Here is a 24,085-nt window from a genome sequence, read left to right as displayed (position 1 = left end):
GGCTCCTTGGATCAGGCTGCTGGAAACTTAAGTAAGGCTAACCTATGTAAATGTCGATTACGCAACATTTTTGTCACCTAATCCCGCAACGTGACAAAGGCCACATCCGCCATCAGGTTCTTGGACAGGGCGGGGCACATTTGGCAGGATTGCCTTGCCGGCAGGGCACCCTTACCAGGGCACGCTGAACAGAAACGGAACAACGGGAACAATGCGCATGCAAAAGGTCGTTCCGGCCGCCGCTGCCATGGGAAGCGGGGTGGCCGCTTTGGCCTGCTCCGCGGAGACTGACTGACTCCCCTGTTACCCCGGCCCGGCTTAGGGCCGCCCACCCTTTACGAAAGTTCAGCCATGCAATCAGTCACGCCCCAACAAATCCGTTCATCCTTCGTCAACGCCAGCCGCTCAGAAGCAGCCAAGCTGACACTGCCCAGGAACTTCGACGCCCTGGACTGGGACAGCCTGGAGTTCCTGGGCTGGCGCGATGAAAAGATGCCGCTGCGCGGGTACTTGGTGGTTCCCGGCCCCAAGGGCCTCACGGGCATCCTCCTCCGGGCGCCCGAAGGAGGAGCCAGGAAGAACCGCTCGGTATTGTGCGAACTGTGCCGGGATGTGTTCTCGAAGGAGGACGTGCTCCTTTGGGTCGCAAGGCGCGCAGGCCAGTCAGGACGCGACGGCAACACCGTGGGGACCCTGATCTGCGCCGACTTCCTGTGTTGTGGCAACGTCCGCAAGGAACCGCCGGCCAACGAGATCAACCCCGATCCGGCGGCCGTCGTGGTACGCCAGATCCAGGGCCTGCAGGACCGCACCGCGCAGTTCCTGGCCCGCGTGCAGAATAAGTAGGCGGTCAGCGGAAGCCCTCCATCACTCCGGTGACGGAGGGCTTCCCCATGTGCCTCAGCGGTAAGAGAAGCTCATCAGCAACGCCTTCAGTTTTTGGCCGTCCCCGCCCCAGTACCACGCCTTCGCCGCCTCGTCATTGGCAAACGGCGGACCGGTGAACAGCACGTCTGCGGCCAAAATGCGGTCGCCGAGCATGACGGGCCCGTTTTGCACCTTGCCGTCCGGTGACACCGGCAATCCCGCCGTCAGCCCCATGCGGTACTCAACGGCACCATTGACGTGATCGGCGAAGAACGACGAATGGGGCGTGGGAACTGTGTGGCCCACCAGCCCCGGCACAGGGTCCGCCGCAAGGACAAACCTGGCATCAGGACCGGCCACGGCGTCACCCACCTGGCTGTAGTAGATGTTGACCCGCCCGGCGCCGTTGGCATCAATGACGGCGGCCGTTTCCACCGGGGGTGATGCGGAAACCTGCTCATGTACCACGCGCCAGTCCGCCGGATGGGCAAAGGACAGCCGGCCATCGGGGAAGGTATAGGTCACCATCCCGGCAGGAGTGGGCGCGGACGTGGGAGCAGGCGAGGGCGGCGGAACGGCAGTCTCCGTGGACGCGCCCCCGCTCCCTGCGGGGGCGTAGTCCGCGCAGGCGGCGAGGGACAGCGCCGCTGCGGCTGTTATCACAAGGAGGATTGGAGCGGGGTGCCGTGGGCGCATGGGGGTGCCTTTCAAGAGGACGCCATCGTTCTCTCGGAGAAAGTGCGGACCCAGCATCCTGCAGTACCTATGGGATCTACTCTGGCGAGGTGAGTTGGTAAAGCCCAGAGTGGCACAGCGAAAAGACCGGCCACCACGGCCGGAGCGATAAATCCATCAATTTGTTATATTGCTGGATCCGGTTTCAGCGCAGGACGATATCCACCGGGTTTGCCTCGGAGCGCCAGGCTCCTTCCTCCCCCGGACGCGGCCGGATCACCGGGGCCGTGAGGACGCCGGAGCGGTTGGTGCGGCGGTCACGGAGGATCTCGGTGACGGAGCCCAGGTGCCGGGACAGATCGATGACGTTTTCCGGGGCGGCCAGCAGCAGCTGGAACCCGAATTCGTGGAGGGCCTTGATGCCGGCGCCGGCGAATTCCTCGGAGGCGAGCACGAACGCTTCGTCCATCATCACGGTGCCGTAGGTGGTGAAGCCCTGATCGGCGATCCCCAGCTGGTAGCTCAGGGCCGCGGCCATGATGAACGCGGTGAACCGCTGCCGCTCGCCGCCGGACATGGAACCGGTGTCTGCGTGCATGAAGACCTCGGTCTTCGTGCCGCCGCCCTTCTTTTTGCCAGCCGCCGGGCCGGCCACTTCCCGGTGCTCCTTGCACTGGATGAACAGGTGGCCGCGGACGTCGAGCACCTCCGCCCGCCACCGCCGGTCTTCCGGCGCCTGCGAGCCAAGCCTCTTGACCAGGGTCTCCAGGGACTTGTAGCGCGCGGTGAGCTCGGCGTCGTCACCGTCCGGCCCCTCCCCCCTGGCGGCGTCCGTCCTGGCCGGCCGAGCGTGGCGGGCCTTCAAGGCGTTCTGGATGGCGTCCTTGAACTGCTTGGCAGTGGGCGGCAGCGTCTGCTTGATATCCAGCTCCAAGTAACTGCCCTCATGGAAGTTCACCTGGGAGAGGATGCCGTTGAGGGGCAGGATGCGGCTGGTGATGGAGCGGCGTTCCTCGTCCAGCAGGTGCAGCAGGGTGCTGAAGGATTCGTGCGTGCGCTGGTTGAAGAACTGCCGGAACTCCGCCTCCTGCGCCGGCAGGCCGTCGTTGACGATGGCATGGTAGCGGGCTTCGAATTCGCTGGCCGCGCCGATGCTGGTGCCGTGGTCCGCCGAAATGGCGCTGCCCCACTCCCGGACGAAGCCTTCGAAAATCCGGGTGAGCCGCTCGGCTGTCCCTTGCCCCCGTGATTCAGCAGTGTGCAGTTCGCCCAGCAGGGTGGTCCGGACGCGGTTGGCAAGGTTGTCCAGCTCGTGCATTTCGGTAACGTCGCCGAATTCCGCAAAGTACGGTTCCAGCGCCGTCACGGTAGCGTCCGACGGCGGCGCCTGGGCCAGGCGGTCACGCGCCGCTTCCAGCAGTGAATCCGCAGCCGTGAGCTGGCGGTCCAATGCCTTGTATTCGCTTTGCAGGACGGCCGCGGACTCGGTGCTGGTCTGGTGCTTTTGCCGGACCTCCTCGATGGTGGCGCGCAGGGGCTCCAGGTCCGCCTGCGCGGCAAGTGCGTCCTTGAGCCGCTGCTCGATCCTGGTGAGCTCATCGGCAGCAACGGCCGCGGACACCTGTTCCCAGGGCCGGTCGTCTTCGGCAATCCGGCGCAGGGCGTCGAGCTGGCGGCTCATGCCCTGGTGCGAGTCCTCGCGGCTCTGCGCCAGTTCGGCGGCCTTGGCCACTTCCTGCCGGAGGTCCTCCACCTGGCCGGCCACGAGTTCCAGCTTGGCGGCATTGTCGAAGCCCAGGACGTAGTCCTGGCGGCTGGTGAAGCGGTCGTCCTTCTCCACCGTGTGGCGGTTCCGCTTGACCACGCCGCCCAGGCTCAGGCCCTTGTCCAGGGCTGCCAGCTCGTCCGGGTCCTCCACGCAGGGGTAGGCAAAGTCCAGCGCGATGCGCTCACGGACCCACCCGCCGGCTTCGGCCGCCGCGCCGGACTCGAGGATATCCAGCTTGGTGAGCAGGTCGCCGTCGCGCACGTCCTCCACAGCGAGCGCGCCGCCGGCGAGCGGCTTGGAGACGTCCACTGCCCGCAGCGCGCCGCGGACGTTGTGGTCATTCAGGTAGCGGGTGACGGCGCCGAAGTGCTCACCGGGCACCAGCAGGGTGGTGGCCAGGCTGCGGAGCGCACGCTCGGCAGCGGGGCGCCACCGTTCCTCGCCGTCTGCGAGGTCCATGAGCTCGCCGGCAAAGGGCATGCGGTCTTCCGCAATACCGGTGGCAGCGGCGATGGCGGCACGGTTTTCAATGCTCGACGGCGGCAGCAGGGACTTGCGCGTCTTCAACGACACGAGTTCCTGCTCGGCAGCCGCCAGCTCCCGCTTGCGGCTGGCGTGGGCGTCGAAGGCCTCGAACCGCAGCTCCTGCAGAGCCTGCGAATCATCCTTCAGCTCGGCCGACCGTGCCGCCGCCTGCTCGTGTGCCTGCTCCCAGCCGGCCGCGCTCCACTCAAGCTGCAGCCCGGCGTCGGCCAATGCCTGCTGCGCCGCCTCCTCCACCTGGCGCCGCAGCTTCAGGCCAACCCGGGCGTTCTCCAGCGACTGCTCAATCGCGGAAATCGCGTTGCCGCCCTGGTTGTTGTACTCGGTTTCCAGCTGCCGCAGTTCCTTGGCCAGGTTGTCGCGGACCGCACGCTCGGCGCCGAGTTCCTTCGCCTTCGCCTGCGCCAGCTCGCGGAAACGGACCAGCGTCTTCTGGTGCACGGTGACGGCGAGCTGCTGCCTGTACGCCTCGAACTCCCCACCCACCAGCTCCCGCAGCCGGTTCGCGTCCAGCAGCGACTGCGCATATTCGCGGTTCAGTCCCGGCACCGGCGCCAGCTGGTCGCGCTGCTGCCGGACATCCTCCAGCCGCTGGCGGATGGACATCAGGTTGCTGAACTCCTCCACCACGTCATCGGCGGCGGCAAGGGTTGCCGGGGCATCCAGCACCTGGTCGCGGAAGAAGGTGTTGACGCTGCCGCCCAGGCCCTTGCCGGCCTGGATGACGCGCAGCAGGGGCAGGGCCTGGTCCGAGTTGATTCCCAGCAGCCGGCGGAACCGCTCCGCGAACGCCTTGTGCACGTCGAAGACCTGGGCGTGCGGGAAGATCGCCTCAAGCGCGCCCTTGGTGAACCGTTTGTCGGCGATGCCCTCAACCGCCTCAAGGTCCAGGGGCACGTTGTCGATCAGGTAGAACCGGCCCACGCTGGACTCCGTGCCGTTCTTGGGCAGGTCGAACAGCGCCGACACCGTCACCCGCGTCCCGGCGGCGTTGTCGAAGGTCAGGGCGACGGCGGACCAGGTGGCACCCGGGCGCTGGAACGCACTCGCCGAGCCCTCCCCCACCGCCTTGTCCCCCACCTTGCCGCGCATGTACGTGAAGGTGGTCCGCTTGTCCTCCACGGCACCGCCCGACCGCTGCGCCGCCGCCTCGTTTGACCGCGGCCGCGCATCGAAGACCCGCAGCATCGCGTCGAACAGCGTGGATTTACCCACGCCCGAGTTACCGGTCAGCAGGGTTCCGTTCCGGTCAACATGCATGGTGTGCGCTCCATGGAACGTCCCCCAGTTGACCACCTGCACCAACGCAAGCCGCATCTGGCCCGGGTTGGTGACATCCCCCAGCGGGAGCATGCTTGCGATGGTCACTGGTCATCCTCCTCGGACGTGGTTCCGTTCGTCTCCGCGGCGGCTGTGTCCTCCAGGTCCAGGAGCGGCTCCGTTCCTGATTGGTCAGCCGAGGCGGCTACGAGGGCTTCGATGTGGGCCGGGATGTCGCCGATGTTTTCGAACGGCAGGGCCAGGGGCAGGGCGTTGGAGATGGTGTAGACGTCGTCCAGTCCAGTGGGGAGCAGGAGCTGGCGGGCCAGGAGCTTGGTGATGGCACGGGTGACCACATCGGAGTCGCGCAGGGCGTCCTGCTGGCCGGCGGGCTGGTAGTGCGCCACCAGGTCCGTGATCTCCTCGCGGGTGATGGTGGGGTCGGTCTGGGCCGTGACGTGCCGGTCCAGCAGCAGGCGGAGCCGGAGCAGCACAATGGTTTCCACCCGGCTGAGGGCACGCTGCTGGCGCAGGATGCTGGACCGGGCGCTCCCGCCGATGACGTCCGGGTCCACGGGGCGAAGGACCGCGATTTTCCGCTCGTGGTCCAGCTGCAGGGTCAGGAACAGCTCGGACAGGCGGCTGCGCAGGATCACCTGGTTGTCCAGCAGTACCGTCCAGAGCTTTTCGTCCCGGCCGCCGTCGATGTACGGGCCCTTCAACAGCTTCACCAGGGCCTGGCGCACTTTCATGGACAGGACGCCGGTATCGCCGGGGAACAGGGCAGCGCCGTCGACGAAGGTGTCGCGCGGGGACACTGCGAAGGGGCGCTCAACGCCCGGTGCCGCCACCGCCCCTTCGCCGCGCGGCTGGTCTTCGATCAGCTCTGGGCCCTCAGCGTTTGAAACTTCAGTCATGTGGATCCTTTGCGAGCGTAACCACGGGCAGGTAGGCCCTGCGGGTGGAGCCGTCTATCTGTTCGAAGTCCAGGCCATCCCAGGTGCTGCGGTTGAAGTCGGCCCCGGCGTGCAGGGCCTCGGACAGCAGTGCGCGGATGGTGTTGATGTGCTGCTCTTCGGGCGGCAGCTGCTGCCAGGCGTCGGCGAGCGTGGCAGCCCCAGCCATGGCGGACCGGACGACGTCGGGCCTGGCCTTGCCCGTCCGCGGCGAGCGCACCCGGTCCGAGTCGGTAAACGCGATGGGATCGGCCAGCCTGGGTGGTGCCGCGAACTCGTCGGGGTCGAAGAGCTTCACCATGGACAGTGACTCAAACCCTGCGTTGTACAGGACGGGGCCGGGAACCAGGCCGGGCCGTTCACGCTCGTACGGGAGTGAACGGATGGCCTGTTCTGCCTCACGCAGGACCTTCCGGAGCCGGACCGACTGGCGGAAGTCGTCGCTCTGGACGTACGTGTTCAGGCTTTCGCTGAGCTTGCCGTAGATGCGCTGGATCTGGCTGTGCTGCTGCCGGAGCTCGGCCACCAGGTTCTTCAGTGTCTCCCGGTCGTCAGGTGACAGGTCATCCGCGAACTGGCGGCTCAGGACCTCCCCAATCGCGGACCGGAACCGCAATTGCTGCTGCGGGTCCTCCAGGAAGGCGGTAAAGGACCGGAACGTCCTGCCCTCCGGGCTTTGGCGGAGCCGCTTGTCCGCCTCCAGGACCTGGGCCATGGTGGCGCCCTTGGTCAGCGACTCCTCGATGATCTGGTTGCGCAGTCCGCCCACCAGTTCCTCGATCCGGTCGCGCATCTTTTTGTAGTCCGCGGGCAAACTGGCGGCCAGGTCCAGGATGTTTCCGGCGGCCTCCACGGCCTCGTCGTCGTCAAGCAGGCCGTCGAAGTCGCCCGTGCTGATGTCCTGGATCAGCTGCTGCCGCTCTTCGATTTCCTCTTCCAGGGCTTCGAGGCGCGCACTTTGGTCCGGGTTGGTCTCGTTGGCGAGCTTTTCCACGTCCCCCAGCAGGGTGCCCAGCCGGGAACCGTTCAACGTGGACCGCTCGCTGGAAAGGCTGTCAAGGAAGGCGAGCACGCGTGCTGCAGGCTCGGTGGCCTCGTAGACGATCTGGCCTGACTGGTTCCGCCGGGTCAGGAACTGCCGCCGGGTCCACTCATCCCCGAACGCCTTTCCGCTGGCCCCTCCGCCCAGGCCCGGATCCTGGCGCCGGAGCTCCTCAAGGAAGGAGTCGACGTCGGCATGGAATTCCTCGAGCGGCACCTGCGGCCGGGTGCGGGTGAAGGAAGCCTGGAGCACGGCGATCACCCAGGGCGCCGAACGCGTCAGTGCCCACGCGGGCCCCTTGGTGAGGAGTTCGAGGTCCCGGAGCCGGGCGCTGATGGCGTCAGCGGATGACCTGGCGGAGCGGGGCACGCACTCTCCTTGGACTGTTGAACGGGGGCTGAACGGGGACCGGGCAGGGGCGGCACGCAGGGGACGAACCGGAAAACTGCCAACTACAAGGTTAACGCAGCCGCCGCGACCGCTCCGTGACCTACCTGCCGGTAGCATTTCGATCCCATATCAACAGGCTCCCCCGCCCGTGCCGGGTCTGGCTGGCCGCGCAGCTGTCCCCCTACGCTTCTGCTACTGGTCTTCGCCACCGCAGTCTTATGCAAAGCAACGTCGCAGCAGGGGGATTCATGCAGTTCGATCTAAGCTCAGTGGAAACAGCCACCTTGGTCTTCATCGGGACGCTGGTGTTCGGCGCAGTCCTGGCCGCATTCGTCCTCTCGGCGGGGCTGGTTGCCCTGGCGCTGCTGGGGGTGGGCAAGCTCACCTGGATGGTGGTGGCCAATACGCTCCTGGCGGTGGTCCACGGGATCAACTCCGGCTGGGACCGGCTGGTCCACCGGGCCTCCACCGTGGAACTGCCCGGCGATTTCCAGGCGCAGCCATCCCCTAGCACCGGAACCTACCCGCGGGTAATCTTGAGGGACAGCTGAAGGGTTCTCCAACCCGGCGGATCCATGGCTACACCGGCCACTCCGGCCAAGGAGATAACCCATGACCTCCGCAACTGACAGCCAGGCCAAAGACGCCCCGGCTGAAGAAACCCCCGTCCCCGCCGGCAACATCGGCGCCGGAGCCACCGCCGAAGATGCCCGGGCCGTTGCCGAAGCCGCCCGTGAATCCGGCTGGGACCGTCCCAGCTTCGCCAAGGGCCTCTATTTGGGCAGTTTCGACCTGGGCCTCGTCCATCCCTGGCCGGCTGCCGACACCGCTTCCGTGGACAAGGGCGAGGCATTCATGGCCCGCCTCACGGAGTTCGCCAAAACCATGTCCGGGCGGGTCATTGAACGGGAAGCGAAGATTCCGGACGAATACATCAAGGATCTGGCTGCCCTGGGCGTCTTCGGGATGAAGATCCCGGAGGAATACGGCGGCCTGGGCCTCTCCCTGGTCTATTACGGCAGGGCCCTTGCCCTGCTGGGCAGCGTGCACCCCAGCCTGGGCGCCCTCATCTCCGCCCATCAGTCCATCGGCGTGCCCGAGCCGGTCAAGGTGTTCGGCACGCCCGAACAGAAGCGTGAGTACCTGCCGCGGTGCGCTGCCGGCGCCGTCACTGCTTTCCTCCTCACCGAACCGGACGTGGGCAGCGATCCCGCCCGGCTGGGCAGCACGGCAACTCCCACGGACGACGGCGACGCGTACCTTTTGGACGGCGTGAAACTTTGGACCACCAACGGGGTGATCGCGGAACTGGTGGTGGTCATGGCAGTTGTCCCGGCGCACACCGATCCGGACGGCACCAGGCACAAGGGCGGCATCAGCGCGTTCGTGGTGGAAATGGACTCGCCGGGCATCACGGTGGAAAACCGCAATGCCTTCATGGGCCTGCGCGGCATCGAGAACGGGGTTACCCGGTTCCACCAGGTGCGGGTGCCGGCCGCCAACCGGCTGGGCCGGGAGGGCCAGGGACTGAAGATCGCGCTGACCACGCTCAACACCGGCCGCCTGGCGCTTCCGGCGCTGTGCGTGGCGTCCGGGCGCTGGAGCCTGAAGATTGCCCGTGAATGGTCCAACGCCCGTACCCAGTGGGGCAGGCCCGTGGGTGAACATGAGGCAGTCGGCAAGAAGATCGCCTTCATCGCGGCCACGGCTTTTGCCCTGGATGCCGTGTTCGAACTCTCCGCAGAACTTGCCGATGCCGGGCAGAAGGACGTCCGGATCGAGGCCGCGCTCGCGAAGCTCTGGGCCACGGAAATCAGCTGCCGGATCGCGGACGAACTGGTCCAGATCCGCGGCGGACGGGGGTTTGAGACCGCTGACTCACTGGCCGCGCGCGGTGAACGTGCCGTAGCGGCGGAGCAGCAGCTGCGGGACATGCGGATCAACCGGATCTTCGAGGGGTCCTCCGAAATCATGCGGCTGCTGATTGCGCGCGAGGCGGTGGATGCGCACCTGGCTGCCGCCGGCGACCTTGCTTCGCTGGATGCGAGCATGGCGGACAAAGCGAAGGCCGCCGTCGGCGCCTCCGGGTTCTATGCAAAGTGGCTGCCCAAGCTGGTGGCCGGCGCCGGCATGGACCCCCGCTCCTACGGGGAGTTCGGCAGGCTGGCCAAACACCTTCGGTTCGTTGAACGGTCGTCGCGCCGGTTGGCCCGGCAGACCTTCTATGGCATGGGCCGGTGGCAGGCCAAGCTGGAGCGGAAGCAGGCGTTCCTGGGCCGAGTGGTGGATATCGGCGCCGAACTGTTCGCCATGACTGCATGCTGCTCCCGTGCAGAGATGCTGCTGAAAACCGCCCCGGAAAAGGCTGCCGGCGCCTACGAGCTTGCCGACGCCTACTGCGAGCAGGCCAGGGTGCGGGTGGACGAGTACTTTGACCAGCTATGGCGGAACACCGACGATGCCGACCGGGCGTTGACGCGGAAGGTCCTCGCCGGTGACTACCTATGGCTTGAGGCAGGGGTCCTGGACCAGTCCGAAGGCACCGGCCCGTGGATCGCCGATGCCTCGCCGGGCCCATCCAGGAAGGAGGACCTGCACCGGAAATACCGGTAAAGCCGCAGGTCACAAAATAGTAAGCACGCTTGCTATCACCCGGGGCGGGTGGTTGAGTTGAGCCATGAGCAGCTCAACGGAACCAGAGAACCTGCCTCCCCGGCGTGCCCGGGAGGACGAAACCACCCGCAGCGGAAGCTACCGGGAGGCAGCCGCAGACGATGCCGCCACGCGCTCGATGGACCAGGCGCCGGCCGGCCAGCGGGAGCGGGACTACACCCGCGCCCCCGCCGCGGAGCGCGAATACCAGCCTGCCCCCACCAGGGCCGCACCCGTGGTGGAACCGGTGGCAGACCCAACGCTTGCGAACCGGGAAACCGCCGTCGCGCGCCAGAAGGAGCGGTTTGGCGGCATCAAAGTGGGCTCGGCCTTCTTCGGATGGCTGACCGCCACCGGGATGGCCGTGCTCCTCACCGCACTGGTGGCAGCCGCCGGAACCGCCGTGGGCCTGGCGAGCAACACCGACGTCAACGAGGCCGTGAACCAGGCGGCGCAGAACAGCGGCACGGTTGGCCTGGTGGGCATCATCGTGCTGCTGGTGATCCTCTTCCTCTCCTACTACTGCGGCGGCTACGTGGCCGGGCGGATGGCCCGCTTCAACGGCCTCAAGCAGGGACTCATGGTCTGGATCTGGGCGCTGATCGCAGCCGTTGTGGTGGCCATCCTGGGCCTGGTGGCCGGGCAACAGTTCAACGTCCTGGCCAACCTGAACAGCTTCCCGCGGATCCCAATCAACGAGGGACAGCTGACCACCACCAGCATCATCGCCGCGATCGTGGTGGCGGCAGTCGCCCTTGTCGGCGCGCTGCTGGGCGGCCTGGCGGGCATGCGGTTCCACCGGAAGGTCGACCGCGCCGGCTTCACCCCGGACAGCGAGTTTTACGACGACGGGGAGTAGTCAGGCGAGGATGTCACCGTCCACATACAGCCACCGGCCATCCTCCCGGACAAACCTGCTTTTCTCGTGCAGGACCCCGCGTTCCCGGCCCTGCCGGTAGTAGGCCTTGAATTCGACGGTCCCTTCGGTATCGAAGGGACCGCCGTTACTGGTGGACACAATGTCCAGGCGGCGCCATTCCACGGCCGGGTCCAGGTCCAGGCTGGCCGGTGCGGTGGACGGATGGTGGGTGCGCAGCAGGTAGTCCTCATCCAGCCGGACGAACGCACTATAGCGTGACCGCATCAGCTGTTCGGCAGTGGCTGCAGATGCGCGGCCGGAAAGGAATCTGCCGCAACATTCGGCGTACGGCTCCCCGGACAGGCACGTGCAGTTCGCGGACTCCATCGATTCGGTCATTCGGTGATGCTGCCATATCCGGTAACAGCTTCGCTACAACCTCGAACCGTGCCGGGCAGGCGGCGGCATCGCCTGATAAAAATCCGTATGGTGGAGAAGGAGCTGCCGCCGGCCGTGAGTGCCGGGGCGGCCCAGGATGTTGATTGGAGAGGAGAGAACGTGGAGAACCCGGACACTCTCGTCCTCAACCTGACATTCCTGGGCACGGTGGGCGTTGCCCTCCTTATGTTTCTGGTCCTCTTCCTGCTGGGCGTTATCACCTTGGTGCTCGCGGGCCTGGGCCGGTTTGCCGCCCTTGTGCTGATGGCCTTGTTCGGGCGCGTTCCCGGCAGGAGGGATTCTCCCGGTACCGCCGGCGCCCCCGTGAATCCGGACCAAGCCCGCAGGCCGCTCCGGGCTCGGGCCTCCGCACTCAAGCCGGACCGGCTGAAAAAGTCGCTCCGCACCGCCGTCGAACGCCATCCCAAGCTTGCCGCCGCCCGCCATGAACCCCCGGTCCTCGCTGAGGACTGGGCCTCCGCGGTCGCCGAGGCCGACAAGCGCGCCCAGGCCAGGGCGCGCGCCGCGGCGCCCGAAATCAAACTGTCGGTGCGGGACCTTCCAGACCCGGCCGTCCCTGCCGAGAAGGTGTCCGAGGTAGCCCCGCTGGTGGAGTCCGCCCTGCACAACCACCGGCCGCCGCATGAGCTGCCCAGGTCCTTCAAGAAGCCCCAGCCGCCCCATCCGGTACCGCCGCTGGATACCGGGTCCCTGGTTTCCATAGCCGGCCCGCAGCAGGTGCTCAAGGAGAAGGCGCAGGATCCGCGCCCCCAGTCGTAAGGGAGAAACGGCCAAGCCCTTACCCTGAGCAACCATCTGGGTTAGCGTGAACATATGGAATTCAGATACCTCGGAAACAGCGGCTTCAAAGTCTCGGAAATCACGTTCGGCAACTGGCTGACGCACGGCTCGCAGGTGGAAAACGACGTTGCCACCCAGTGCGTGCGGGCTGCCCTCGACGCCGGCATCAGCACCTTCGATACCGCCGACGTCTACGCCAACACAGCCGCGGAAACCGTCCTGGGCCAGGCCCTGAAGGACGAGCGCCGCGAGTCCCTGGAAATCTTCACCAAAGTCTTTGGCCCCACCGGCCCCAAGGGCAAGAACGATCTTGGCCTGTCCCGCAAACACATCATGGAGTCCATCAATGGCTCGCTGCGGAGGCTGCAAACGGACTACGTGGACCTCTACCAGGCCCACCGCTATGACTTCGAAACGCCGCTGGAAGAAACCATGCAGGCCTTCGCGGACATCGTCCGGCAGGGCAAGGCGCTGTACATCGGCGTGAGCGAGTGGACCGCGGACCAGCTCCGGGAAGGCCACAAGCTGTCCAAAGAGCTTGGCTTCCAGCTCATCTCCAACCAGCCGCAGTACTCCATGCTGTGGCGCGTGATCGAAGCCGAGGTGGTCCCGGCGTCGGAGGAACTGGGGGTCTCCCAGATTGTCTGGTCGCCCATGGCCCAGGGCGTCCTCAGCGGCAAGTACCAGCCCGGCCAGCCCGCTCCGGAGGGCAGCCGCGCCACGGATGAAAAGGGCGGCGCCAAGATGATCCAGCGCTGGATGCGCGACGACGTCCTGGCAGCCGTGCAGGAACTGAAGCCGATCGCCCAGGAAGCGGGCCTCTCCATGCCGCAGCTGGCTGTGGCATGGGTGCTGCAGAACCCCAACGTTGCGTCAGCCATCGTGGGTGCCTCGCGGCCCGAGCAGATTGCCGACAGCGTGGGCGCAGCCGGCGTGAAGCTGGAGGCGGAGGTCCTCAAGAAGATCGACGACGCCGTCGGTGGCCTTGCTGAACGGGACCCCGCACAGACCAAGTCGCCGGCCACCCGGGAAGCGTAAGTGGCGTCCCCGTCGGAACTGTCCCCGTCAGAGCTCCCGGAGCTTGCGGTCACCGGGGCCACCGGAGGCCTGGGCGGAATGCTGGCGCGGCAGCTTGCCGCCTCCGGCTTCGCCCAGCGCCTGCTGGTGCGCGATGCGGCACGGGCGCCACAGCTGGATGACGCCCATCCCGTGGTGTGTTCCTACGGGGACGGCACTGCCTCCCGGCGCGCCCTGGAGGGGGCGAAAATCCTCTTCATGGTGTCCGCCGCGGAGGCCGAAGACAGGCTGCAGCAGCACTACGCATTTGTGGACGCCGCTGCTGATGCCGGCGTGGAGCACGTGGTGTACACGTCCTTTTACCGTGCCGCGCCGGACGCCACCTTCACCCTGGCCAGGGACCATCACGCCACGGAGGAGCGGATCAGGGCGTCCGGGCTGCAATACACCTTCCTGCGGGACAACTTCTACCTCGACTTCCTGCCGCTGCTGGCCGGGGAGGACGGCGTGATCCGCGGGCCTGCCGGCGACGGCGTGTTCTCGGGCGTGGCCCGGGAGGATGTTGCCCGCTGCGCCCATGCGGTCCTGCGGGATCCGGCCATCCACAAGGGCAAGACCTATGACCTGACCGGTCCGGAGGAACTGACCCTGGCACAGGCGGCGGAGGTGCTGAGCACCGGGACCGGGCGCACCATCAGCTACCACCCCGAGACGGTGGAGGAAGCCTATGCGTCCCGGGCCTCCTACGGTGTGCCGCAGTGGCAGCTGGACGCCTGGGTCAGCACCTACACGGCGATGGCCGCCGGTGAGATGGCGGGGCTCTCGCCGGACATCCACGGGCTGACCGGCCAGGACCCCATCAGCCTTGGCGAGTTCCTGACGCGGCCGGTGCTGTAGCGGGCAGTTTTATGCGTTGACGGGCGGGTGGACCCGGCGTAGACCTGTGGCGGGGACCTTTTACTCCGCCAAGCAGGGTTACTACGCCAAGCAGAATCGCACCGCCATGAATCACAGCAACCAGCAGTCCATTGGCCAGGAGCCGGCGGCAGGGCAGGCGCCGGTGCTGTCCCCGGCCGCGCAGCCCGTGTCAGGTCCACTGACGCGTGAGGAGCTGCAGCTCGCCGCCCGGAACCATTCCTTGCCGCTGGAGGCGCTCCGCCGCGACGTCACGCCGCCGGGGCTTCACTACGTGTTGACCCACTTCGACATTCCCGACCTTGATGCTTCGTCCTGGCATCTGCGGATCGGCGGCGCAGTGGAACGTGCCCTGGAGCTGGGAATGGCGGCACTTCGCAGGGATCCGGCCATCACCGTCCCGGTCACCCTCGAGTGCGCGGGCAACGGCCGCTCGCTCCTGGAACCGCGGCCCCTGAGCCAGCCCTGGGTGCTGGAGGCGGTGGGCACGGCGCACTGGACCGGCGTGCCGCTGGCGTACCTCCTGGGCAAGGCGGGGGTGCTGCCGGACGCGGTGGAGGTGGTCTTCACCGGAGCCGATGCCGGGGTTCAGGGCGGCGTCCCCCAGCAGTACGCGCGGAGCCTGCCGATCCGTGAAGCGCTGCGTCCCGACGTCGTTCTTGCCTACAAGATGAACGGCACCGACCTTCCGCCGCAGCATGGGTACCCGCTGCGGCTGGTGGTGCCGGGCTGGTACGGCATGGCCAGCGTGAAGTGGCTGCAGTCCATCGACGTGGTCCGGGCGCCGTTCACCGGGTTCCAGCAGCAGTCCGCCTACCGCTACCAGAGTTCCGCGGACGACGCCGGCCGGCCGGTCACGCGGATCAGGGTGCGTTCGTTGATGGTTCCGCCGGGCGTTCCGGACTTCTTCACCCGGCAACGGTTCCTTCGCCCGGGCCCGGTCATGCTGGAAGGCAGGGCCTGGTCAGGGGAAGGCGCCGTGACCGCCGTCGAGGTGGGGATTGACGGCACCTGGCTGCCGGCCCAGCTGGACAAGCCGTCCGGCGGATTCGCGTGGCGGAGGTGGAGCCTGCCCTGGGTGGCCGACCCCGGCGAGCACGTCCTGGCCTGCCGCGCCACGGACGTCACTGGTGCCACCCAGCCCCTGGAACAGAACTGGAACTACCAGGGGATGGGCAACAACGTGGTGCAGCGGGTCAGCGTGACGGTGGAGTGAAGTTAGTCCTGCGTGCAAGGGTACGGCCGGTCAGGGTTACCGGGCATCACAGCAGGCTGGCCGGTGCCATGACCAGCGCGACCAGGGCCGTGATGGAGAGTCCCACAACAATCGGCCCTGCCACAAGCATCCACGTCGTGGCCGGGTAGCGGCGGTAGCCCCTGCCCCGCAGCCTTGCCGTCCACAAGGCTCCGTAGGCAATGCTGGCCACCACGTACGGGACGCCCAGGGCGGGCAGCGCCAATCCAATCCAGATGGTCGCCTGCAGGACTGCCGAAGTGCCGCCGGCATACATGTCCCCGACTCTTGACGTGCCCATCATGAGCAGGAGCAGCAGAAGCAGCAACAAAATCGCGGCCAGGACCAGCAGGACCGTCCGGAACGTCCCCGCCCATGCAGGCAACGCAGGCCTTTGTGATGAATCCGGACAGGCTCTGGGGTCCTGGTGCTGGTGAGGGCGGTAGGGCTCCACGTTTCTCTCTTCCTGGCAGGTGCTCCAAGTCTTGCACGAGGCGCGGGACGGCACGACGCGGCCGCGGCTATACTCGGTGCCAACCATGACCAGCCTCCCCTCCTCCCCCGCCAGTGTCCGAATCGATGCCTGGCTGTGGGCCATTCGCGCCTATAAGACGCGGTCCGCCGCCACAGCAGCCTGCCGCGCCGGGCATGTCCGCCTCAACGGCAGCCCTTCCAAGGCATCAGCCACCCTCGTCACCGGTGATACCGTGACCGTCCGCATGCCGGGATACGAGCGCATCCTGGAGGTTCGGCGGCTGATCGCCAAACGTGTGGGAGCCGAAGCGGCATCGCACTGCTTTACCGACCACACTCCCCCGCGGCCTGTCCTGCCGGCACTTGGACTGCCGCAACGGGACCGGGGCGCCGGGCGGCCCACCAAGAAGGACCGTCGCGAGATGGAGCGTTTGCGCGGCCCTGCGTGAGGAGCGTGCTGCAGAGGTCAACCGCCAGACTTGGTGCGCGCCTGCACGAGGTTAGCGAACGGCAACCGGCCGAATTCCGCCACGAAAGCTGAATGGCAGGCCGCTTCTGCGTCATTCAGTTGTTCCGCCGGGAGTTCTTTCCACGCAATGGCCAGTGATCCAGCATTGGCCAGCTGCCAGATCGCCCGCCCATCCCAGTGCCCGGGCGGCTTTCCTTGCCCGAAGTCCACAAACTCCTGGATCTGACGTCGCAGCCCCCGGTTACCTTTGCTTCCCGGCCCGGCCTTTCCGACATAGAGAACGACGGCGCCCTCTACCCACTCGGCGGTCAGAGCGGCGGCAGAGAGGGACGGTTCCTTCTTCTTGAAGACTCCTGCTGTGCTTTTCGTGAGGAAGCGCGGCTGGAAACCTTCCGGAGCCACGACGGTGAAGAGGCCTGTTGCCTGCGGGATCCTCATGGTCGCGAGATCCTGGATGGGCCGGAAGCCAGCGAAACCTTCGGCCTTCAGGCCCTTCCTGGTGAACTGCATAATCCATTGAACAGCATGTCCTCGGACCCTCACTGTTGCAGCCTGCCGTTTTCCACATAGGGCTTTTGGGTGGCTGTCGTTGTCGGACCCTGGTGGAAGACTTTGGTCATGGAAGCGGTTGGTGGGATGGCGGCAGTGCTTGGGGCGGAGCCTCGGGGGCTGTTGGCTGCTGGTCCGCCGCATCGCACGTTTGCTGTTACGGGTGTCAAGGATGGGCTTCCGTTCCCGCCTGCTGCGCCTTCGATTGGTGATGTCTTGAAGCTGCTCGCTTCTGTTCCGCTGGCTGCCGACAGCGCGGGGATGATCGACCAGATGCGTGGGCTGGAGGATTTGAAGTGCCTTGCCGGTGCCCGTCAGGCCGATACCGCGGTGGCGTTTGATCTACAGCAGCGGGGTGAGCAGGCCGCCGCCGGGGTCCCGGCTCATGAGCAGGGTGCCGGGGTCGCGGCGCAGCTCGCGTTGGCCCGGCGGGAATCCCCGGCCAGGGGGTCCCGGTTGCTCGGCCTGGCCAGAACCCTTCCCGGGATGCCGCGCACGTTCGCGGCGTTCCGGGCGGGCCGGCTGAATGAATGGCGGGCAACCCTGATCGTGAAGGAAACCATCTGTCTGTCAGCGGAGGACCGGGCCGGGGTGGATGAGGCACTCGCCGCTGACACCGGCACCCTGGACGGCGCCGGCGACAAGGCCATCATTGCCGCGGTCCGGGCCGCCGCGTACCGGCGGGACCCGGCAGCGGTCGCCAAACGGGCCGCCCGTGCGGTCACGGAACGGACGGTGAGCCTGCGGCCGGCCCCGGACACCATGGCCTACCTGACCGCGCTGCTGCCCGTCGCCCAGGCCGTGGCCGCCTACGCCGCGTTGTCCCGCGAGGCGGATACGGTGCGTTCGGCCGGGGATGGGCGCTCCCGGGGGCAGGTCATGGCTGACGCCCTCGTCGAACGCGTCACCGGGACCTCTGGAGGCGTCAGCGGGGTCGAGATCCAGCTCGTGATGACCGACCGGACCTTCCTCCAGGGTGATGCCGAACCCGCACGGCTCCCCGGCTACGGCACCATCCCCGCCGCCTGGGCCCGGAACGTCGCCCTCACCGGCGCCGGCCACACCGAACCCAGCCTGTGGGTCCGCCGGCTTTACACCGCCCCCGGCAGCGGGGATCTGGTGGGCATGGATTCCAGGGCCCGGCTGTTCCCGGCGGGGTTGAAACGCTTCCTGCAGATCCGGGACGATACCTGCCGCACCCCGTACTGCGACGCCCCGATCCGGCACCACGACCACATCGCCGCCTGGCACGATGGCGGCTCCACGAGCGCCGGCAACGGCCAGGGCCTCTGCGAAGCCTGCAACCACACCAAGGAAACCCCCGGCTGGACCGCCCAAAAGGTGCCCGGCCCGCGGCATAGAGTGGCAACCACCACCCCCACCGGCCACACCTACCATTCCACCGCACCCCATTCCACCGCACCACCACCACCCGGAACGCCACACCCCTGCTCGCCCGCCGGCAGGAGCACGATCACGCAACTCCCACGAAGAGTGGCTGGCGTTCGCGCATGAGGCCCCCTGACGTCGTCATTTACTCCCACAGCCCGGCCGGCCCAAATTTGGTGTGCTCACCCCTCCCCGCAAAAGCGTAGAGTGGCATAGGACGCCTGATTCTGGACGCCTCGCTGCAAAGGGAGAAATCGTGACGATTGATTGGGACGAAAAAAAGGCCCTGCTACAGGAACCAAATATCGCGAAGGTAACCCAGCTTTGCGATGAGCTGATGGAAAAGAAGCCCGGTTCCGTCGTCCCCTATATCGACCCCGTCCACGACGAAGACGAGTGCAGGATCATCAGCCTTCAGGCGAGCCCCGGCAAGGGGACGGAGTCCGGATTCGTCTCCCACAACAACGACGACGAAGCGGCCCGCCGAGCCACCCAGATCTACGAGCTCGCTGAACTGGATCCGCGCTACGTCATGCCGTGGAACGCCTACCCGTGGGTCCGCGAGAGTGGCAGCCCATCGGCCCTGAGTGTCCAGGAAAAGACCGACGGCCTGCGTCCTTTCCGGCAGTTCCTCAAAATCAATTCCCGCGTTTCGGCGATCATCGCGCACGGCACGGACGCCTCCACGTTCCTGACCCTGTTCGAGAAGACCTACCATTCATCGCTGAAGAACGCCGGCATCAAAATCTACAAGGCCTCTGCCCTCGGCGGCAGGGCCTTTGCTGTTTCCGAAGCCAAGCAGGAAGAACTGCTGGCCAAGAGCGTGGACACCTACCGTGATGCCATGCAGCGGGCAGGCATCCAGCACCTTTAGCGGACGGTTTCCCAGCTTTCTTCCAGCCGCGCAGGCGCATACTCGTAGGTACCCTGACCGGCGAGAGAACCAGGCTGACCTTGATGTCCCACCCCGACCGTTCCCATGAGGCAGGACCTCCAGCGGAGGCTGCAGCCATCCGCATGGCCGTGCTCCCCCAGCTTCGGCACTGGATTGCCGTGCCCGTCATCGCAGCAGTCCTGATTGTGGCAGGCGGACTGGCGCTGAGGTTCAGCCCGGCATTGACGTCAGCGGACATGTCCGTGGACGCCGAGCTGAGCCATGACCACACCGCACCCCTGACCGGCATGGCGATGTTCATCAATGTGGTGTTCAGCCCGGCGGGCGGGGTGCTGATGATCGCAGCCCTGTGCCTCTATCTGCTGCTGGTCCGCCGCAGCCCCGTTAACGCCGTCGCCACGGGCCTGGTTGCGGCCGGCGCCTGGGTGAGCAGCGAATTGTTCAAGGTGCTGGTGGCCCGGCACCGCCCGGACTCGACAGCCCTGTACAACCCGCTCATCCCGGAGCCGGGAACGGACAGCTTCCCCAGCGGGCATGTGGCGCTGGCTTCCGCGCTGGCCATTGCCGTCTTCCTGCTGGCCCGCGGCACCAGGTGGCAGCGGGCGGCTGCCGTCCTCGGAATCGCCGTGGCGGTCCTCGTGGCCTTCTCCCGTGTTTACCTCGGCGTGCACTACCCCACCGACGTCACGGCATCCTTCCTTACCGCAGCTACCGGTGCCGCGTTCCTGACCGGCCTGTGGAACCGCTTTGGGCTGTCACTGCTGGCCCGGGTCCCGTTCCTGGCAAAGCTCGGCCCCGTCCCGGCCCCGCAAGGCTGACCAGCAGCCATGACGGGCTTCATCGACGGCCTCCTGAACGTCAGCCCGCTTGTGGCATATATTGCCGTCTTCTGCCTGGTCTTTGCCGAGGACGCATTGTTTGTGGGCTTCGTGGTTCCAGGTGAGACAGCGGCCGTCCTGGGTGGAGTAGTGGCCAGCCGCGGTGAAGTGCAGCTGGGCGCGATGATGGCCCTGGTGGTCGCTGCCGCCATCATCGGCGACAGCGTGGGCTACGAAGTGGGCAAGCATCTGGGCACGCGCATCATGAAGGCAAGAATGCTGCGCCGCCACGCCGGGAGGTTGGAGAACGCGCAGGACTTCCTCCGCCGCAAGGGCGGTTCGGCAGTCTTCCTGGGCCGCTTCACCGCCTTTTTCCGGGCCGTCATGCCCGCCCTCGCGGGCACGTCCCGGATGCCCTATGGCCGGTTCCTTGCCTACAACGCGGTGGGCGGCATGGTGTGGGGCATCGGCTTCGTCCTGCTGGGTTTCCTCGCGGGCAACTCCTACGAAGCCGTTGCCCAGGCAGCGGGCCGGGATCTCGCCGTCGTCATAGCGATCGTGGCGGTGGCAGGGCTCATCGTCTGGCACGTCCGGTCACGACGGCGGCGCGACCGGCGGCGTGCGGCCAGCCGGCGGCAGGACTAGGGAGAGCTTGACAGCAACTGTGACCAGTGCCATATTTAAGGCGTGAACCTGTCAGACAGCCGGACAGCAGGACAGCCTGCATTCCGCCCCCTTGCCCGGCTGAGCGCTGCCGAGGCGGTGTTCAACGCCATCCGTGAGGACATCGAGTCCGGCGCGCTTCCGGTGGGAAGCAAGCTCAGCTCGGAGGCAACCCTCTCGCAGCAGTACGGAGTCAGCCGATCGGTAATCCGGGAAGCCCTCCGCTCCTGCACCGCGCTGGGGCTCACGGTCACCAGGACCGGCAAGGGCACGTTCGTCATTGCCAGCAAGGTGGCCAACGACCTCATGCTGGGGCAATACTCGGCGCGGGACCTGACCGAAGCGCGTCCGCACATCGAGGTCCCGGCTGCAGGCCTGGCAGCGGAACGCCGCACTCCGGAGGAGCTCGACGTCCTCCGCGGGATCGTTGCCGCCATGGCCACGGAAACCGATCCGGAATCCTGGGTGGCCCTGGACTCCAGCTTCCACGCCGCGATCGCACGCGCCAGCGGCAACAAAGTGTTTGCCAGCGTCGTGGCTGACATCCGCGACGCTCTGGCGCACCAGTCCGAGACCCTGAACATGGTGGCAGACCGCCAGCATGCCTCCGATATTGAGCACCAGCAGATCCTCGCTGCCATCGAGGCCGGCTCGGCGGAAAACGCCCGCGCCGCCATGGCCCACCACCTGGAAGCCGTGGGCGTGGCCCTGGACTCCATCCTTAACAACTAGCCGTATCCAACCAAACCTTCCTAGGACTCCATGCCATCCCCCGTGTTTTCTGCTGCCCACACCGCTGCCCCGGCCCAGCTGGCCCTGCCGCAGCACGTCCCGCTGGTGGCCGCCACCCGTGACGGCCTGGTGGAAAGTGTCCACTACGGCTCGGCGATCGCCCTTGCGGCTGACGGTTCAGTGGCGGCAGCCGCTGGGGATCCCCAGACTCCCTTCTACCCCCGCTCTGCGCTCAAGCCCCTCCAGGCAGTCGCCCTGGTCCGCGCCGGCCTTGAACTCCCCGCAGACCTCCTGGCATTGGCCGCCGCAAGCCATTCGGGTGCCGCAGTCCACCGGGACGGCGCCCTGCGCATCCTGGAACTGCACGGACTCGCCCCCACCGACCTGGAAAACAGCACCGACCTTCCCTACGGCACCACCGAGCGTGAGGACTGGCTGCGGAACGGCGGAAACGCCACCCGGATCACCCAGAACTGCTCCGGGAAACACGCCGCCATGGCCGCCACCTGCGCCATCAACGGCTGGTCCGTGCAGGGCTACCTGGATCCCGCCCACCCGCTGCAGCAGCTCGTTGCGCAGACCGTCACCGACCTGACCGGCGAGGAGCCGGCCGCGGCGAGCACCGATGGCTGCGGGACCCCGTTGTTTGCCCTGAGCCTGCGCGGCATGGCCCGCGCCTTTGGCCGGATCGCCCAAGCGGCCGCGCACAATGACGCCTTGGATTCGGGAAGTGCGGAGGCCGCCGTCGGGCTGGCCATGCAGCAGCACCCGCACATGGTGGCCGGGGAAGGCCGCGACGTCACCGAACTGATGCGCCTGCTGCCCGGCGCCGTGGCCAAGGACGGTTTTGAGGGCGTGCAGCTGGTGGGCCTGGCCGACGGCAGCGCCGTGGGTGTAAAAATTTCCGACGGCGGCGACCGCGCCCGGATGCCCGCCACCGTCCGCCTGCTGGATGCGCTGGGCGTGGACATCGAACCGCTCACCGGTATCGCCACCGCACCCGTGCTGGGCGGCGGCCACCAGGTGGGCCGGCTGTTGGCCACCGATTTTCTTGCCCCTGTTTCCGCATAACCACCGTCCGAACCCGACAACGACGCCCCGTAAGGACCCCATGACCATCACCCAAACCACCGCAGACGTCCGGTCCGAGCACGACCTGCTCGGCGACCGCGACGTACCGGCCCACGCCTACTGGGGCGTGCACACGCTCCGCGCGGTAGAGAACTTCCCGATCACCGGCCAGAAGCTGTCCTCCAACATGCACCTGGTCCGCGGGCTTGCCGCCGTGAAACTGGCCGCCGCCCGCACCAACCGCGAGCTTGGCCTGCTGGACGCCGAACGCGCCGACGCCATCGAACAGGCATGCCAGGACGTCCTGGCCGGACGGCTTGCCGACCAGTTCGTGGTGGACGTGGTGCAGGGCGGTGCCGGGACGTCGTCGAACATGAACGCCAATGAGGTCATCGCCAACCGGGCGCTGGAAATCCTTGGCCACCCCAAGGGTGACTACGCGCGGCTGCACCCGAACGACCACGTCAACCTCAGCCAGTCCACCAATGACGTGTACCCCACGGCCGTGAAGCTGGGCACCATCTTCGCCGCGAGGGAGCTGCTGGCTGCACTCGAAGAACTCGAGGATGCCTGCGCTGCCAAGGCCATGGAATTCCGCACCGTGGTCAAGATGGGCCGCACCCAACTGCAGGACGCCGTCCCCATGACCCTGGGCCAGGAGTTCGGCAGCTACGCCGTCACCATCGGCGAGGACCGGCTGCGCCTGGCGGAGGCAGAGCTGCTGATCCACGAGATCAACCTCGGGGCCACCGCCATCGGCACCGGCCTGAATGCCCCGGCCGGTTACGCCGCAACGGCCTGCCGGCACCTTGCGGAGGTCACCGGACTGCCGCTGGTGACCGCCGTCGACCTCATTGAAGCCACCCAGGACGTGGGCGCTTTTGTGCACCTGTCCGGCGTGCTGAAGCGTGTGGCGGTCAAGCTGTCCAAGATCTGCAACGACCTCCGCCTGCTCTCCTCAGGCCCCCGCGCCGGCTTCGGCGAGATCAACCTGCCGGCCGTCCAGTCCGGATCGTCCATCATGCCCGGCAAGATCAACCCGGTCATCCCGGAAGTGGTCTCCCAGGTGGCCTACGAGGTGATCGGCAACGATGTCACCATCACCATGGCCGCCGAGGCCGGGCAGCTGCAGCTCAACGCCTTCGAACCGATCATCGTCCACAGCCTCCACAAGAGCATCTCCCACCTGGAAGCAGCATGCCGCACCCTTACGGCCCGCTGCATCCGTGGCATCACCGCCAACACCGAGCACCTGCGCCGCACCGTGGAGCAGTCAATCGGCCTGGTCACCGCATTGAATCCCCACCTCGGCTACGCCACCGCCACCGCCATCGCGCAGGAGGCGCTTGCCACCGGCAAGGGCGTGGCTGAACTGGTCCTGGAACACGGGCTCCTCACCGACGCCCAGCTCCAGGAACTCCTGAGCCCCGAACGCCTGGCAAACCTCAGCAAGTAGTCCCCACCTGCTCCGAAGGACACACCAATGACAAATACTCCCCTTCCCGACCACCTGATTGATGGTGGTCACGCGCATGCGTCCGAGACCTCCCTGCACGCGGAGGACAAGGGTTACCACAAGAACCTCAAGCCCCGGCAGATCCAGATGAT

The 24,085-nt window shown here is 66.9% G+C and carries 23 protein-coding genes; 16 read left to right on the top strand and 7 right to left on the bottom strand.

What is annotated here, in order from left to right; translation table 11 throughout:
* Positions 1–351 precede the first annotated feature (351 nt).
* Entirely contained in the window at positions 352–846 is a 495-nt protein-coding gene (locus FB478_RS20900) for an FBP domain-containing protein (RefSeq protein WP_018771917.1), read from the top strand.
* Between the two features lie 54 nt (positions 847–900).
* On the opposite strand, the gene FB478_RS20895 is transcribed toward FB478_RS20900, so the two are convergent.
* The 4 genes from FB478_RS20895 to FB478_RS20880 all read right to left on the bottom strand — a co-directional run bounded on the left by FB478_RS20895 (position 901) and on the right by FB478_RS20880 (position 7,480).
* The gene (locus FB478_RS20895) at positions 901–1,530 is read right to left on the bottom strand and encodes a hypothetical protein (protein ID WP_261377499.1); all 630 of its coding nucleotides are present in this window, start codon (positions 1,528–1,530) and stop codon (positions 901–903) included.
* A 217-nt stretch (positions 1,531–1,747) separates the two neighbouring features.
* Positions 1,748–5,221 (bottom strand): ATP-binding protein, encoded by a 3,474-nt coding sequence (locus tag FB478_RS20890; protein WP_056391126.1) that lies wholly within the window; start codon positions 5,219–5,221, stop codon positions 1,748–1,750.
* Positions 5,218–6,030 (bottom strand): DUF4194 domain-containing protein, encoded by an 813-nt coding sequence (locus FB478_RS20885; RefSeq protein WP_056391123.1) that lies wholly within the window; start codon positions 6,028–6,030, stop codon positions 5,218–5,220. The genes FB478_RS20890 and FB478_RS20885 overlap by 4 nt, the downstream gene beginning before the upstream one ends.
* On the bottom strand, positions 6,023–7,480 hold the full coding sequence (locus FB478_RS20880) for a DUF3375 family protein (RefSeq protein WP_056391119.1): 1,458 nt from the start codon (positions 7,478–7,480) through the stop codon (positions 6,023–6,025). The genes FB478_RS20885 and FB478_RS20880 overlap by 8 nt, the downstream gene beginning before the upstream one ends.
* 269 nt (positions 7,481–7,749) lie before the next feature.
* Between FB478_RS20880 and FB478_RS20875 the strand changes: the two genes are divergently transcribed.
* The 3 genes from FB478_RS20875 (at position 7,750) to FB478_RS20865 (ending at position 11,012) form a co-directional block, all read left to right on the top strand.
* Positions 7,750–8,052 (top strand): hypothetical protein, encoded by a 303-nt coding sequence (locus FB478_RS20875; RefSeq protein WP_026266177.1) that lies wholly within the window; start codon positions 7,750–7,752, stop codon positions 8,050–8,052.
* A 61-nt stretch (positions 8,053–8,113) separates the two neighbouring features.
* Entirely contained in the window at positions 8,114–10,114 is a 2,001-nt protein-coding gene (locus FB478_RS20870) for an acyl-CoA dehydrogenase family protein (RefSeq protein ID WP_056391116.1), read from the top strand.
* A 64-nt stretch (positions 10,115–10,178) separates the two neighbouring features.
* Complete coding sequence (locus tag FB478_RS20865; protein ID WP_056391114.1) at positions 10,179–11,012, top strand: TIGR04086 family membrane protein; 834 nt, start codon at positions 10,179–10,181, stop codon at positions 11,010–11,012.
* Here FB478_RS20865 and FB478_RS20860 read toward each other — a convergent pair whose 3' ends face one another.
* On the bottom strand, positions 11,013–11,411 hold the full coding sequence (locus FB478_RS20860; RefSeq protein ID WP_056391111.1) for a YchJ family protein: 399 nt from the start codon (positions 11,409–11,411) through the stop codon (positions 11,013–11,015).
* Positions 11,412–11,570: 159 nt separating this feature from the next.
* Between FB478_RS20860 and FB478_RS20855 the strand changes: the two genes are divergently transcribed.
* The 4 genes from FB478_RS20855 to FB478_RS20840 all read left to right on the top strand — a co-directional run bounded on the left by FB478_RS20855 (position 11,571) and on the right by FB478_RS20840 (position 15,399).
* Positions 11,571–12,230: a hypothetical protein gene (locus FB478_RS20855; protein ID WP_144601528.1), complete on the top strand. Its 660-nt coding sequence runs from the start codon at positions 11,571–11,573 to the stop codon at positions 12,228–12,230.
* Between the two features lie 54 nt (positions 12,231–12,284).
* Positions 12,285–13,289, top strand: coding sequence for an aldo/keto reductase family protein (locus tag FB478_RS20850; RefSeq protein WP_018771927.1), 1,005 nt, complete (start codon positions 12,285–12,287; stop codon positions 13,287–13,289).
* Entirely contained in the window at positions 13,290–14,165 is an 876-nt protein-coding gene (locus FB478_RS20845; protein ID WP_144601527.1) for an SDR family oxidoreductase, read from the top strand. It abuts the gene before it with no gap.
* 106 nt (positions 14,166–14,271) lie between these two features.
* Entirely contained in the window at positions 14,272–15,399 is a 1,128-nt protein-coding gene (locus tag FB478_RS20840) for a sulfite oxidase (protein ID WP_235509790.1), read from the top strand.
* A 46-nt stretch (positions 15,400–15,445) separates the two neighbouring features.
* On the opposite strand, the gene FB478_RS20835 is transcribed toward FB478_RS20840, so the two are convergent.
* The gene (locus FB478_RS20835; RefSeq protein ID WP_018771930.1) at positions 15,446–15,802 is read right to left on the bottom strand and encodes a hypothetical protein; all 357 of its coding nucleotides are present in this window, start codon (positions 15,800–15,802) and stop codon (positions 15,446–15,448) included.
* 154 nt (positions 15,803–15,956) lie between these two features.
* Between FB478_RS20835 and FB478_RS20830 the strand changes: the two genes are divergently transcribed.
* The gene (locus tag FB478_RS20830) at positions 15,957–16,340 is read left to right on the top strand and encodes an RNA-binding S4 domain-containing protein (protein ID WP_018771931.1); all 384 of its coding nucleotides are present in this window, start codon (positions 15,957–15,959) and stop codon (positions 16,338–16,340) included.
* A 17-nt stretch (positions 16,341–16,357) separates the two neighbouring features.
* Here FB478_RS20830 and FB478_RS20825 read toward each other — a convergent pair whose 3' ends face one another.
* Positions 16,358–16,870, bottom strand: coding sequence for a hypothetical protein (locus FB478_RS20825; RefSeq protein ID WP_056391108.1), 513 nt, complete (start codon positions 16,868–16,870; stop codon positions 16,358–16,360).
* A gap of 300 nt (positions 16,871–17,170) precedes the next feature.
* Here FB478_RS20825 and FB478_RS20820 point away from each other — a divergent pair, with 300 nt between their 5' ends.
* The 7 genes from FB478_RS20820 to FB478_RS20790 all read left to right on the top strand — a co-directional run bounded on the left by FB478_RS20820 (position 17,171) and on the right by FB478_RS20790 (position 23,933).
* Positions 17,171–18,424: an HNH endonuclease gene (locus tag FB478_RS20820; RefSeq protein ID WP_395858371.1), complete on the top strand. Its 1,254-nt coding sequence runs from the start codon at positions 17,171–17,173 to the stop codon at positions 18,422–18,424.
* Positions 18,425–18,554: 130 nt separating this feature from the next.
* A complete protein-coding gene (locus tag FB478_RS20815; protein ID WP_018771934.1) occupies positions 18,555–19,172 on the top strand; it encodes a uracil-DNA glycosylase in 618 nt (205 codons plus the stop codon).
* Between the two features lie 83 nt (positions 19,173–19,255).
* Positions 19,256–20,011: a phosphatase PAP2 family protein gene (locus tag FB478_RS20810; RefSeq protein WP_144601525.1), complete on the top strand. Its 756-nt coding sequence runs from the start codon at positions 19,256–19,258 to the stop codon at positions 20,009–20,011.
* A 9-nt stretch (positions 20,012–20,020) separates the two neighbouring features.
* Positions 20,021–20,656 carry a DedA family protein gene (locus tag FB478_RS20805; protein WP_144601524.1) on the top strand — a complete coding sequence of 212 codons (636 nt, stop codon included), beginning with the start codon at positions 20,021–20,023 and terminating at the stop codon, positions 20,654–20,656.
* A gap of 42 nt (positions 20,657–20,698) precedes the next feature.
* Positions 20,699–21,406, top strand: coding sequence for a FadR/GntR family transcriptional regulator (locus FB478_RS20800; protein WP_018771937.1), 708 nt, complete (start codon positions 20,699–20,701; stop codon positions 21,404–21,406).
* Between the two features lie 30 nt (positions 21,407–21,436).
* The gene (locus FB478_RS20795; protein ID WP_056391098.1) at positions 21,437–22,477 is read left to right on the top strand and encodes an asparaginase; all 1,041 of its coding nucleotides are present in this window, start codon (positions 21,437–21,439) and stop codon (positions 22,475–22,477) included.
* Between the two features lie 40 nt (positions 22,478–22,517).
* Positions 22,518–23,933: an aspartate ammonia-lyase gene (locus tag FB478_RS20790; protein WP_056391096.1), complete on the top strand. Its 1,416-nt coding sequence runs from the start codon at positions 22,518–22,520 to the stop codon at positions 23,931–23,933.
* The last annotated feature ends 152 nt before the right edge of the window (positions 23,934–24,085 follow it).

Origin of the sequence: Arthrobacter sp. AG367, from assembly GCF_007828995.1 — a bacterium.
Taxonomy (GTDB): Bacteria; Actinomycetota; Actinomycetes; order Actinomycetales; family Micrococcaceae; genus Arthrobacter.
The sequence above is the reverse complement of the archived record's forward strand: the minus strand, read 5'-3'. Positions and strand labels throughout refer to the sequence as shown.